Consider the following 11,848-nt stretch of genomic DNA (forward strand, 5'->3'; position numbering starts at 1 on the left):
GATTACGAGAGGTCATGCAGAACGCGACCGAGTGCGGCGTCTACCTGCCGCCGGCCGTAGGTATTGACCAAGGTCAGGTAGTACAAGGCGGGCCCGGCCGGCGTCCAATTGTTCCGTCGGTCAGATCGCAGGAGGTAGCGAAGTACCGAGTCGGGCTTCAACGGTACATAGTCGATCGCCCGGTGTTCCCAGCCGTCCTCGATGCCTCTCGACAGGTGTGCCTCAAATTCGGCTCGAGACATCGCGCCGAGGCGGGTGAGGAACATGACGCCCCATTGCGACAGTGACGTTGCGAGGTGGAAGGCCAGCAGGCGAAGGTCGTACTGGTCATCCTCGAGGTGAAGTTCTTCCCGCATGCCGCGGCGAGCAGCGCGGAAAAGGTCCGGAGGCGCTCCGTCCACGGAGTCCTTGTCCGGGGACAGCGACTCGTTGACCGACGGCGCCCACATGTCCTGGCCGGTCGCCGTTCGTGGGCTGCGGCGGGACACGACGAGCCAGTTGTCTGCGGTGACGACTGCCATGTTGATTCCGAAGCTTGAGCGCATGAAGTCCGGGATCTGTCTCGGCTCCCGCCCGTCGAGATAAAGGCTTCTCGGTGTTGCGCCACCTGGGAATCTGCGGTCGAGGCGCTGAGTTGCAAGGAAGGTGTAGTAGTCGGAGTGTTTCAAAATCAGAGTTACATCTGGTTCCTCGTTAGGCCCGCTACGAGAAATGACCAAGTCCTCAACGGCGTACATGGCCCCGTTCCAGGCTGACTCCTCACCCGTGCTTCTGCGGCGCTCTTGCTCGGCAGCTATCTCCGCTCTCCATCGCGCCATTTCCTCAGGCAGCTGGACGCCGACCGAGTTGACCAACACGTTGATGCGCTCCGGCTTGAGGACGTGCGTCCCGTCGCCCTCAAGGATGAGGCAGGGCGCATGCAACGGACCGAGGCGGAACTCGCGTCCAAGGGCCAAAGGCACTGCGGACCTGGTGATCATCCGGCGGAGCCGTCGGACGCCCGCCCGAAGCAGTTTCTTGAGCGGGTCCTCGAAGAGGACGCCGAAGATCAGGCCGACGATGGCGCCCGAGACCAGCCCGCCGGGGACGGAGGACAGCCAACTCCCCAACAACTTCCTCCAACCTTCGAGGAAACTACTGAACTCACGTTACGGGCGAGAGGCAACCGGTAAGCCATCCGCTCACAGCCAAGAGGGCGAGCACCCGATGTCTACGCTAGAGCAGGAACGATCACCAACTCGTTGAGGCTGTCGATCCATTGCCAACCTGGCCGGCCCTTGGCGACGACGGCACGCTGGCCACGGCCATCCGTCCGACGCTGCGTCAACTCTTCGCACCGGCACCGGCACCGACACCGGCGCCAGCGCCGAAGACCACGCGCTAGCCGTCAATCATCCGGTCGGCGAACTCTCGCGGACGCAGGTCGCCTACCCGCCATCAGGTGCGCGCGACGAAGCGTTCCGCCCGCTCGACGGCAGATCAGCGCCTTCACAAGTGTTCCGGCCGACCGACAGTGCGGGCCGACCAGCGGGTCAGGCGCTCAGCGCGGTGGCGAGCCGGTGGGCCTCGGTCACCAGCCGGCTCGCGCCGCCGCCACCACCTCGGCCGGCCCGGCACCTCGTTGCGCACGCCGGTCGCGCCGGCCGTCTCCGCCGCCAGCGAACCGTGCTGCCCGCCGACACCCGGGGCGTCCAGCTCCCCGGCGGAACGCTCCCCTCCCCCAACGGATACCCCCGCCAATCCGATCCAGACCCGAGATCCGCCTCATCGGTGGCGTCGTACACCGGCGGGCGGGCAGTAGGCCCGCATGGAACCAGTTAGAAGTCACGCCACTCGTCGGACCATTTGCTCGGCCCGATGCGCTGGCATTTCAGCTCGGGTCGGCGAGTAATCACGCTTGACGCACCCGGGTCTTTGACCCGTCGCCGAGCCAGCGCTCCGGCACGCCCGGGGAGGACTCTGCTGGTGTACGGCGGTCGGGTGGCGCAGACAGGAATCCGCGTGGTGTCGTGGGATCCTCGCGAGACGGGGCGGCCAACCGGGGCTGACGTATACCGGTTCATCGCCGCGGTGAGTGCCCCCTACCCGCTCCTTGACCCTGCCGGCTGTCCCGGAACTGCCGGGGGGTCATGCCGGTGCGGGCGCGGAAGCGACGGATGAGGTGTCGCTCGTCGCTGAATCCCAGGACGGCGGCAATGTCTCTCGTGCTCATTGACGTGTGCTCCAGCAGTTCCGCTGCGGTGTCCAGCCGGTGCCGGTTCCGGTACTGCTGCGGGCCAGTACCGGCACGAGCGCGGAAGGCTCTACGCCAGGTCTCGTACGGCATTCCGACCGCTCGGGCCACCTCGGGCATGCCGATGTGCGTTTCCAACTCACCCTCGAGCAGTTCCACCGAACGGGCGAACCAGCCGGCCTGCACGCCTTCCCTCGTCCTGCCGGCGGCGCTGGTTGCGTCCACGATGAGCCCCAACAGTTCCAACCCCTCGCTGTCGCCGCTCCCCGGTGACGAGGCACGGGGGCGGCGGCGGAAGGCGTCGAAGCGTGCCTGCCACAGGGCCACCGGCAACGCCGTGTGCACCGGTTGGCCGGGATCGACGACGCCTGACCGGTGGGCGAGCTCGAACAATGGCCCGTCGAAGACGAGGAACGTCTCGTCCCAGGTGGCGTCGCCTGCCGTGCCGTACCAGTGCGGCAGTCCGGGGAAGATGAGGATCAGCGTGCCGGGTGCCACGGGGATGTCATGCGTCGCGTCCCGGTACCGGCCCGCCCCGGCGGTGACGTAGGTCAGGGCGTAGGACGGATAGCTGCGCGGTGCACGGCTTGGGATCCCGGTCCCACCCTCGATCCGCCCCGCGAGTCGTATATGCCCGAGACGCGCGACGCCGCGTCGGGACACCACCTCCGTAACGGGTGCCATCCCGGGACGGTAGACCACAACGTACCCCTCCTGCCAGGTCATTCCGGGAGTGGCCATCAGCCGTCTGGTGGGGTGTCGGTACAACACGGCGCGACGAAACAGCATCACCGAGCGAAGGGAAATCCCGCCATGACCATCACCCACCTGCCGCCGTTGACCAGCCCGTACCCGGTGTCCGCCGCGGACCTGGCGTCGTACCGGCGCGACGGTCACGTCCGGCTGCGCGGCGTCGCGAACGCCGGCGAGGTCTCCGCCTTCCGTGACGTGATCGCGGCCGGCGTACGGCAGCTGAGCACCGAGGACACGCCAATGGACGAGCGCGACACCTACCGTCGCGCGTTCCTGCAGGTCGGAAATCTATGGCGGCACGACCCGGCGGCGGCCCAGTTCAGTCTGGCCAACCGATTCGCGGGCGTGGCCGCCGCGCTACTGGGCGTCGAGCGGGTTCGGCTCTACCACGACCAGGCGCTGTTCAAGGAGCCGCAGGGCGGTCACACGCCCTGGCACCAGGACGCCATGTACTGGCCGCTGGACGGGCATCGGTGCATCACCATGTGGATGCCGCTGGTCGACGTCAGTCCCGAGGCGGGCGGCATGTGCTTCGCCAGTGGCAGTCACACCGCCGGTCCGCTCAGTGACGTCGTCATCTCCGACGCCTCCGAGGACCACTTCGAACGGCTCGTCTCCGACCGGCGGTTCCCGATCGCGGCGCCGATCGCGATGGCGGCCGGAGACGCGACCTTCCACTCGGGCTGGACCGTGCACAAGGCGTTGCCCAACGCGTCGACGAGCATGCGGGAGGTAATGACCGTGATCTGGTTCGCCGACGGCCTGACCGTCTCCCCGCCGGCCAACCCGGCGCAGATCAACGACCTGGCCACCTGGCTGCCCGGCGCGAGGCCCGGTGAAGTGGCCGCCACCGAACTGAACCCCCTCCTGCCGACGGCCGGCTGAGCCGGGCCAGCCGCGGATCGCCGGTCATCGGCTGCGCCGGCTCAGCGCTCACCACCAGGTGCCACTTCAAGCCGGACGGGACACCGCCGCGGAGATCGACGCGGCCCTCCGGGGCATCTCTGCCGCGACAATGTCCTCGCCGTGGCGAGACGTCCAGCCCAGCGCCCGGGGTCCCCCGGATCTTGGTCATTCACGTACCGTGGTCCCACCTCGCCGTGGCGAGCGCATCACGGAAAGCGTTGACCGAGCAGGAAGCCGGGGGGCGAATGCAGCAGGGCAGCAGGCATGAACGCCTCAAACTGGCGAGTCTGGACTTCCTGGGCGACGATTCCGCCTTGCGTGAGCAAGCCGATCGTGCGCTGCGCGAGACGGGACGTGAACCGCGACCCGAGGAGCGCTCCGGGGCGGACCAAACCGGCTCCGTCCGCGTGGTGGTCGACACCCAGCGAAAGGTCTCAGCCGTCACGATCGCTCGCGACTGGCGCAGCCAGCTCGGCCCCGGCGGGTTCGCCGATGCGCTCTTCGAGGCGTACGCCGCCGCCGTGCAGACTGCCCTCGAATTGGCGGCGCTCCTTCATCTGCAGGCGGAGGAGAGAGGTCCTGCATCGCCGGATCAGGAGCGGCCCGACAGGAGCCCCGATCGGGACGTCGACGAGCACACGTGGCTGCGCGACACCTGGCGAACACTGTCCGACCTTGAGGCAGAGCTGGACGCTGCGGCTCGCCTGTCCAGGGTGAAAGGCGAGTCGAGCATGTCGAGCCCCAACGGCTGTCTGACGTTGCACATCCGCGGAGGCGGCATCACCGGCATCACCGGCGACGTCAGGCGGATCGCACGGGCAGACGCGGGTCAGCTGCAGTTCGAAGCCCTTTCCGTCTTCCGCGCGTTCGAGCTGGCCAACGCCGGACGGACTAATTCGTGAGGTCGTGAGATGGATGCACTGAATGTCATCACCGACTCGCTACGTGATGAGGGAGGTAAGTGGCTGACGCTGTCGGACCGGGTCGCCGCCATCAAGGTCGCTGCGGAGCAGCTGCATCTCGACCCATCGGCCTTCTTCATCGGTGACGCGAATGTCCTCATCCACTCGCTGGCGTACAACGACTTCCACACCTTCATGGTCGCCGTCCTGAATGGAGCGGTGACCGAATTCGACCAGGTTGGCAAGGCCTTGCGTCGCATCGCCGATGAGTACGACCGGGCCGACGAGGTCGTCTCACTGGACCTCAACGAGATTTACAAGGCTTAGCGGCCCACCGCGCGACGTTCGGAGAGGGCACGGAGCATCCGATGCAGCCAGGTACCACTGATCTTGAGTACGGGGAACCGTTCAACAAGGCGTTCGACCACATTCGCTCCGGCATCGACGCGGCGATCGCCAAGTTCAACGAGATCGTCGAGCAGGTACAGGAGTGGAAGTGGCTCCTCGGACCGGCAGCATTGTTGTGGATCAAGCACAGCCTGGATACCACCCGAGCCGGACTGGACGCCGTCCTCGACCGCGTCGAGCAGGCCTTGGAGCATCAACTGCCGGTGCTCTCGCTGATCGAGGTCAGCTTTCGCTGGGTCAACGACGTGAAGACTCCGGTCTCCGAGCTTTCTTCCGCCACCACCGATCCAGCGAACGAGAACCTGCCCAAGTGGACCGGCGACGCGGCGAGTGCGTACAACGCGAAGGCACTCAAGCAGAAAGCCGCGGTCGACGAGTCCGTCGTCAAGTCGGAGTTCATCAGCCAGTGGCTGTTCACGATCGCGAAGGCGAACGTCGACTACGCTGTCGAACTCGCGAAGATCGTCACGGGGCTGGTCGGCAAACTGACGCAGGCAGCGTCGGAAGGGGCAACCGTCATCGACCTACCCTGGGCCATCTCCACCCTCGCCAAGTCGATCGGAGACCTGGTCACCGCCGGCCTGGACATTCTGCTCACCATCGGCCAGCGCTTCGTCGACGCGCTGGGCAACATCCGAGACATCGCGACGCAGGTCGGCGACCACTCGAAGCTACCTGGTGGGCGGTGGCCGGAGGCCGTCCGAGGATGACCGACGGGCGCATCACACCGTGGGTACGGCCGCCTGGGTCGCCCTGAGGAACGTCAGCGCCTTCGATGCGAGCGTTTCGGTGGCGGCGTACGAGGCACCGCCGACGGCCAGCCAGACCTTCACCACCAGGTTGCCCGTGCGCGCGTGGACCATGTACTCGGCGTACTTGAAGCCGGGCTCGGAGCGCTTGGTGAAGGCCTCGCCCTCGTCGCCCACACCGGAGATGCCGCCGGCCGGAGTCATCACCGTCACCTGCGCCGTAGCCCTGTAGAGCAGCCGAGCCTCCTCCGCGCTGGCCGGCGTGGACGCCTCCACCCGCAGGTTCGCCTGATGCCCGTCCTTCGTCCGCATCTCGAACAGACACGCCGCACCCGGCTGCCCTAGAGGTGGCTTCGGATCGGTACGGGCCACCGTCAGGGACAGCTCCGCCAACGGCCGAAGATCAGTACGCTTACACAGCTCCAGATCTTGAGCGCGGTAGACGGGGCCGACCGAGCCGGTGGGCGCCGTGGAGGCGGCGCTGCTCGTGGCCGCCCCTGTGGTCGGCGCACCCGCCGGAGCCGAGGCACCGTCACAGGCGGCAGTGACGAGCACCGCAACGAGCGCCACGACAAGACGAGAAACACCGGCCAACGCAGACACGTCTCGAACATACCGGCTGCGACACTGGCAGACTGCCCGAGCGACGAGCCGCTATGGTGCCGGGCATGCCCGCCGCAGAGACCCCGGAGCAGATCACCCGGACCCGCACAGTCACCGCCCGGGCGGTTCTGCAGGGCAAGGCTGACCTTAGTACGTACCCCTATCGCCTGCTGGCCGTGGTGTCTCATCACGGCCTAGGCGGCGACCAGGTCAGCGAAGCGGTCGCTGCCGCCGAAGTCCTTGGGCATTTTGGTTGGGACCTCGTCAACGTTTCGGAATTCGCCTCCAACAGGATCGTCTACGCCTTCCTGCGGAAACGGTGACGTGACCGCCATCGGACCGTAGCGTTCCGTGAATCTGCTGACTGCACCAATGGCGTGTCGTCCCGCCCAGCGGGCCGCAGGACGTTAACGCTCACCCGAAGCGATGCCCGGAGGCGTGGGTGCGGTGGAACAGGATTCGACGGGCCGAAACCGGTAGCCGTCCATGCCCGCATCAGCCCACGCTCCGGCGGGCGGCACTACGACAGCGCCAGGTTCATGAAGGACCGCCGTCGGGGCGTCAGCGTACGGGTACGCCTGATGCTGGCGACTTCGCCGTTGATCGGTGCCGTAGAACGGAATGATCGCGGCGACTGCGATCAGGCAGGGCTTCCTCTCGGTAGCTCCAACGACCTCAGGCGCAGTGATCACCCCTGGCGGCACCGGTTGCCGGCGGATCTCTGCGACGCTAGGTTGGAATTTATCGATGAACATCGACGTCGCAAGGTACGGGGGCCCGCATGTCCACGTCTGTCACTCGCCGCACCGTCCTGGCCGGTGGCGCCGGTGCCGCCATCGGCCTAGCGCTGCCCGGCCCCGCCGCTCACGCCGGTGGCCACCACCCCACCAGCGTGAGCTTCACCCTCGACGCGAGAACGCTCGACGGCGGTGAACAGGTCACCTCGGTCACCCTCGACACCAGCCGGCTCGGGCCGATCGACCCCGCCGGGCTGGCCCCCGGCACATTCACCGTGCATGCCAAGGCCACCAGCCCGATCCCGATCGCTCCCGGCGATCTGATCTTCAGCGAGTACGACCTGGACCGCACGGTGACGGCGGCTCGGCTCGACCGGCACGGAAACATCGTCCTGGAGCTGAGCCACGCCGAAGGTCAACTCGGCGGCGGCACCCTCGGCTACATCGTGAGCAGGGGCCGCAACGTCCGGCTGAACCTCGTCTACACCATCAGGCAGAACACCCCGCTCGCCCGGCGCCACGGCCCGCCGGTCACCATCACGCGCTTCGTGCAGGGGCGGCTGTCGAACCCCGAGGTGGACGCCTTCAGCCACCACGTCTCGGGCTCGGGCCTGAAGTACCGGTTGTATTCCCCGGAGCGGTCGCCCCGCCACGGTCGGCTGCCGCTGATCCTCTGGTTGCACGGTGGCGGCGAGGGTGCCTCACTGCCCGACGACTACTACGACAACGAGACCACGCTGCGCGCCAACCGCGGCGCGCTCGGCTTCGCCACCCCGGAGGCTCAACGGATCTTCTCCGGCGCGTACGTCGTCGCTCCGCAGAGCACCTCCTACTGGATGGAGGACGGCCCCCGATTCGCCCCGCTGATCCGCGAGATCGTTCAGGACCTCGTACGCCGCAAGCGTGTCGACCCCGAACGGATCTACGTGGCCGGTTGCAGCAACGGCGGCTACATGTCCCTGGAGATGACCGTTGCCTATCCCGACCTGTTCGCCGCGTCGGTACCGATCTGCGGCGTCGTCGAGCCGCTCGGCGGGGAAGGCCCACCGTTGATCACCGACGCGGAGCTGGCGAGGATCCACACCCCGACCTGGCTGGTCACCTCGCGCGACGACGACACCGTGCCACCGGAGACCAACACGATCCACGCGCACGACCTCATCCCGGGATCACTGATCACCCTGTACGACCACGTCGTCTGGAACGGCTACCAGTTCCCCGGTCACTGGTCCTGGATCTACGTGGCCCGCAACGACCCGAGCCGCAACGGCACCCACATCTGGCAGTGGATGGCCCGCCGTCGTCGGTGATCCACCGACCGATGTACCGGCCTGGCAGGATCTCGGGTATGGCGGAAACATCGAGCGACGGCTCTGCGCGGCGGGTGGTGGTGGTCGGGTACGAAGGCTCCGAGCTGCTCGACATCGCCTGTGTGACCTCCACACTCGACCTGGCTGTCCGCATCGCGGGGCGGACGGTGTACCGGACGGAACTGATCTCACCGAACGGGCAGGCGATCCGCTGCGACTCTGGCCTAGAACTGCACAGCAACGGGTCGCTGCAGCGCGCCACCGGGCCGATCGACACGCTGGTCGTATCCGGGGGGCGGGGGCACGAGGCCGCCGCCGCCGACACGACCGTCGTCGCGCACGTGCGGCGGCTTGCCACGCTGGCCCGGCGCATCGCGTCGGTGTGTACCGGCGCCACCGTGCTCGCGGCGGCAGGGTTGCTCGACGGGCGGCGGGTGACGACGCATTGGCACTACGCCGACGTGCTGGCGCGGCGGTACCCTGCCGTCCGCGTCGATCCACGGCCGATCTTCATCCGCGACGGGCGGGTCGCCACGTCCGCCGGGGTCACGAGTGCGCTGGACCTGACACTGGCGCTGGTGACCGAGGACTGCGGGCCCGACCTGGCCCGGGTGGTGGCGCAGGCGATGGTCACCTATCTGCAGCGGCCGGGCAACCAGGCGCAGATGAGCGTGTTCACCGCACCGAACCCGGACCATGTCCTGGTCCGCCGGGCGGTCGCGTATGTGACGACGCACCTGGCGTCGACGCTGGACACGGCGACGCTCGCCGCGCAGTGCGGGGTGAGCGCGCGGCAGCTGCACCGGTTGTTCGTCGAGCACCTGGGCATGCCGCCCGGGCAGTTCGTGCGCCGCACTCGGCTGGACACGGCAGCGCGGCTGCTGGCGACCACCGGCCACCCGATCGGCATGGTCGCACGGTGGTGCGGCTTCACGTCGATGGAGACGCTGCGGCAGGCGTTCGTGGCGCAGTACGGGGTGCCGCCGTCGCAGTACCGGACCGTGTCGTCGACGACCGTAGGCGCCGGTTCGGAACGGTGACGCAGGTTCGGAACGGTGACGCAGGTTCCGTGCCGGGAGTGCCAGGATTTCTGACGCGCAGCCGCGTGCGGCTCGGCACCGGCGTACAGCGCGGCCAGAGTGAGGGCATGAATCCCGCATCCTCGTGGCTGTCGCGCCGCTGGCCGACCGCAGCCGGTCTCGCCGCAGCCATCGCCGCGCTGGTCACCGTCGCCGACCGGGAGACGGCCGTCACCTGCGTGTGGGTGGCCGTGCTCTGCTATCTCGCCGCGGCCGCGCTGGACCGGCCGTGGATGGCGTGGGTGGCCGTGCCGGCAGGCAGCGCCGTCATCGCCGTCGGGGAGATCACCGGCGTGGGCCGATGGGTGCCGCTGGGCGCCGCCGCGGTGGTGCTCGCCGTCGTGGCAGTGCTCGTCGGTGCCCCGCGCCGGCAGGTGGCCGCGCAGTTCGTCGGCGGCATCGTGTACGCCGGTCTCGCGCTCGCCGCGTTGGCGCTGGACCCGGACGTCGGCCTGGTCGTGGCCGGGCTGGTGCTGGCCTCCCACGCGGCGTGGGACGCTGTGCACCACCACCGCCGGGCGGTCGTGTCGCGTTCGCTGGCCGAGGCCTGCATTGCGCTGGACCTGCCCCTTGGGCTCGGCCTGGTCGTGCTCGGACTGGCCACGTGACGCGCTGAACAACAAGCCTCTCGCAGGAAGGAACACTGATGGGCAGAGTGATCTGCGACCTCACGATCTCGGTCGACGGCTACGCGGCCGGGCTCAACCAGAGCGAGGAACGCCCGTTCGGTGACGACGGCGGCGACGGTTGGGGTGACAGGCTGCACGCCTGGCACGCCGACGCCGACGCGAACCGCGTCGAGATCGAGCGGATCACCGCCGCCGACGCGTTCATCATGGGGCGCAACATGTTCGGCCCCGTACGAGGCGGGTGGGGTCGGCAATGGAACGGCTGGTGGGGCGACAACCCGCCCTATCACGCCCCGGTGTTCGTGCTCACCCATCACGCCCGAGCGCCGCAGCCGATGACCGGCGGCACCACGTTCCACTTTGTCACCGACGGGATCGAGTCGGCGCTGGCGCAGGCGCGCACGGCGGCCGGCGCCGGCGATGTCGCGGTCATGGGCGGCGCGACCACCGTCAACCAGTACCTCGCCGCCGGCCTCGTCGACGAGCTACGGCTGCACATCGCGCCGCTCACCCTGGGCTCCGGCACGCGACTGTTCGATGGCGTCCCGCCGCTGGACCTGCAGCAGATCAGCGCACGCGCCACGACGTCGGTCACGCACGTGACCTACCGCGTCCAGTCCTGAGCGCCCTGACCCGGACGCTCGAAAGCCACCTTCACGAAGATGACCGGGCTCACCGCCGACGGCGAAGATCTGATCGACCAGTGCTTCGCGGGCCCGGGCAGGGACACCGCTGTTGCGAATCGCCGGGTTCGGCGGCGGTTGGCGATCCTGCGCCATGCGGAAGAGGTCAGCGGGAACGTGGCGCAGACGTGCCGCTACTACGGCATCGGCCACGTCTGGCAGCGCCGCTACGAGGAAGAAGGACTAGCCCACTTGGCCGCGTCTGGATGCCGATGCCGGGGGCGCCAGCCGCGCCATGGGCGGGAGCGGCGAGACATCCGGGGAGGCTTGGAATGCCGAGATGGCGAGCGCGGCGAAGCGCCGGGAGGCGGTGACCTGGGTAGTCGGCGAGGTCGCGTGGATACCGCTGTTGGCCATGAGCACGAGGATCACGTCGTCCAGGACGAAGTCGGGGCGCAGGCGGCCCGCTTCCTTGGCGCGGCGGGCCAGTTCGTCGATCGCTCTGAGCGCGTATTCGCGGCGTGCGTCGAAATCCACCGCATTGGGAAAGGTCGAAATGAGAGCTGCGGTAAAGCCTCGATCTCGTGCGTGCAGTTCACACATTTTCTCGATCACGAGACAGAAACCGTGCCACGGATCCAGATCGGCAAGGCCCTCGTCGACAACGGCGCGACACGCGTACATCTGTTCTGCGAATGCCTCGGTGACCAGCATCTCCTTGGTCGGAAACCGGCGGTACAGGGTGGCGGGTGCAACCCCGGCGCGCCGGGCAACCTCCCGCATCGGCACGTCCAGGCCGTCAACGGCGAAGACCGCGCGGGCGGCCTCGAGGATGCGCTCGCGGTTGTCCAGGGCGTCGGAGCGTAGAGCGTGAGGCAAACGATCGGTCACGGCTCTCACTTTAGCGAGGCGGACA

General features: G+C 68.2%; 13 protein-coding genes. 9 read left to right on the forward strand and 4 right to left on the reverse strand.

Annotated elements, in window-relative coordinates:
* Nucleotides 1-2: 2 nt before the first annotated feature.
* Entirely contained in the window at nucleotides 3-1,109 is a 1,107-nt protein-coding gene (locus M8C17_RS02070) for a hypothetical protein (protein WP_252414439.1), read from the reverse strand.
* Nucleotides 1,110-2,059: 950 nt separating this feature from the next.
* Entirely contained in the window at nucleotides 2,060-2,917 is an 858-nt protein-coding gene (locus tag M8C17_RS02075) for an AraC family transcriptional regulator (protein WP_252414441.1), read from the reverse strand.
* 129 nt (nucleotides 2,918-3,046) lie between these two features.
* On the opposite strand from M8C17_RS02075, the gene M8C17_RS02080 reads away from it, so the two are divergent.
* The 4 genes from M8C17_RS02080 (at nucleotide 3,047) to M8C17_RS02095 (ending at nucleotide 5,912) form a co-directional block, all read left to right on the forward strand.
* A complete protein-coding gene (locus tag M8C17_RS02080) occupies nucleotides 3,047-3,871 on the forward strand; it encodes a phytanoyl-CoA dioxygenase family protein (protein ID WP_252414442.1) in 825 nt (274 codons plus the stop codon).
* A 239-nt stretch (nucleotides 3,872-4,110) separates the two neighbouring features.
* Nucleotides 4,111-4,794, forward strand: a complete 684-nt coding sequence (locus tag M8C17_RS02085) for a hypothetical protein (RefSeq protein ID WP_252414443.1) — start codon at nucleotides 4,111-4,113, stop codon at nucleotides 4,792-4,794.
* Between the two features lie 9 nt (nucleotides 4,795-4,803).
* A complete protein-coding gene (locus M8C17_RS02090; protein WP_252414444.1) occupies nucleotides 4,804-5,121 on the forward strand; it encodes a hypothetical protein in 318 nt (105 codons plus the stop codon).
* A 41-nt stretch (nucleotides 5,122-5,162) separates the two neighbouring features.
* Nucleotides 5,163-5,912, forward strand: coding sequence for a hypothetical protein (locus M8C17_RS02095; protein ID WP_252414446.1), 750 nt, complete (start codon nucleotides 5,163-5,165; stop codon nucleotides 5,910-5,912).
* Nucleotides 5,913-5,924: 12 nt separating this feature from the next.
* Here M8C17_RS02095 and M8C17_RS02100 read toward each other — a convergent pair whose 3' ends face one another.
* Nucleotides 5,925-6,344, reverse strand: coding sequence for a hypothetical protein (locus M8C17_RS02100; protein WP_252414448.1), 420 nt, complete (start codon nucleotides 6,342-6,344; stop codon nucleotides 5,925-5,927).
* 275 nt (nucleotides 6,345-6,619) lie between these two features.
* On the opposite strand from M8C17_RS02100, the gene M8C17_RS02105 reads away from it, so the two are divergent.
* The 5 genes from M8C17_RS02105 to M8C17_RS02125 all read left to right on the forward strand — a co-directional run bounded on the left by M8C17_RS02105 (nucleotide 6,620) and on the right by M8C17_RS02125 (nucleotide 10,932).
* Entirely contained in the window at nucleotides 6,620-6,877 is a 258-nt protein-coding gene (locus tag M8C17_RS02105; RefSeq protein ID WP_252414450.1) for a transcriptional regulator, read from the forward strand.
* A 458-nt stretch (nucleotides 6,878-7,335) separates the two neighbouring features.
* Nucleotides 7,336-8,601, forward strand: a complete 1,266-nt coding sequence (locus tag M8C17_RS02110; protein ID WP_252414451.1) for a prolyl oligopeptidase family serine peptidase — start codon at nucleotides 7,336-7,338, stop codon at nucleotides 8,599-8,601.
* Nucleotides 8,602-8,639: 38 nt separating this feature from the next.
* Nucleotides 8,640-9,641 carry a GlxA family transcriptional regulator gene (locus M8C17_RS02115; protein WP_252414453.1) on the forward strand — a complete coding sequence of 334 codons (1,002 nt, stop codon included), beginning with the start codon at nucleotides 8,640-8,642 and terminating at the stop codon, nucleotides 9,639-9,641.
* A gap of 107 nt (nucleotides 9,642-9,748) precedes the next feature.
* Nucleotides 9,749-10,288, forward strand: a complete 540-nt coding sequence (locus tag M8C17_RS02120) for a hypothetical protein (RefSeq protein ID WP_252414455.1) — start codon at nucleotides 9,749-9,751, stop codon at nucleotides 10,286-10,288.
* A 38-nt stretch (nucleotides 10,289-10,326) separates the two neighbouring features.
* Entirely contained in the window at nucleotides 10,327-10,932 is a 606-nt protein-coding gene (locus tag M8C17_RS02125) for a dihydrofolate reductase family protein (protein ID WP_252414457.1), read from the forward strand.
* A 243-nt stretch (nucleotides 10,933-11,175) separates the two neighbouring features.
* Here the strand turns inward: M8C17_RS02125 and M8C17_RS02130 are convergent, their stop codons facing one another.
* Nucleotides 11,176-11,823: a TetR/AcrR family transcriptional regulator gene (locus M8C17_RS02130; protein ID WP_252414459.1), complete on the reverse strand. Its 648-nt coding sequence runs from the start codon at nucleotides 11,821-11,823 to the stop codon at nucleotides 11,176-11,178.
* Nucleotides 11,824-11,848: the final 25 nt, after the last annotated feature.

It is taken from the genome of Micromonospora sp. RHAY321 (assembly GCF_023896955.1).
In the GTDB taxonomy this organism is placed as follows: domain Bacteria; phylum Actinomycetota; class Actinomycetes; order Mycobacteriales; family Micromonosporaceae; genus Micromonospora.

Bases quoted from the DNA above. Each gene is read 5' to 3' on its own strand.
- M8C17_RS02080 (WP_252414442.1), top strand. From the start codon at position 3,047: ATGACCATCACCCACCTGCCGCCGTTGACCAGCCCGTACCCGGTGTCC.
- M8C17_RS02115 (WP_252414453.1), top strand. From the start codon at position 8,640: ATGGCGGAAACATCGAGCGACGGCTCTGCGCGGCGGGTGGTGGTGGTC.
- M8C17_RS02120 (WP_252414455.1), top strand. From the start codon at position 9,749: ATGAATCCCGCATCCTCGTGGCTGTCGCGCCGCTGGCCGACCGCAGCC.
- M8C17_RS02075 (WP_252414441.1), bottom strand. From the start codon at position 2,917: ATGGCACCCGTTACGGAGGTGGTGTCCCGACGCGGCGTCGCGCGTCTC.
- M8C17_RS02095 (WP_252414446.1), top strand. From the start codon at position 5,163: ATGCAGCCAGGTACCACTGATCTTGAGTACGGGGAACCGTTCAACAAG.
- M8C17_RS02090 (WP_252414444.1), top strand. From the start codon at position 4,804: ATGGATGCACTGAATGTCATCACCGACTCGCTACGTGATGAGGGAGGT.
- M8C17_RS02110 (WP_252414451.1), top strand. From the start codon at position 7,336: ATGTCCACGTCTGTCACTCGCCGCACCGTCCTGGCCGGTGGCGCCGGT.
- M8C17_RS02125 (WP_252414457.1), top strand. From the start codon at position 10,327: ATGGGCAGAGTGATCTGCGACCTCACGATCTCGGTCGACGGCTACGCG.
- M8C17_RS02105 (WP_252414450.1), top strand. From the start codon at position 6,620: ATGCCCGCCGCAGAGACCCCGGAGCAGATCACCCGGACCCGCACAGTC.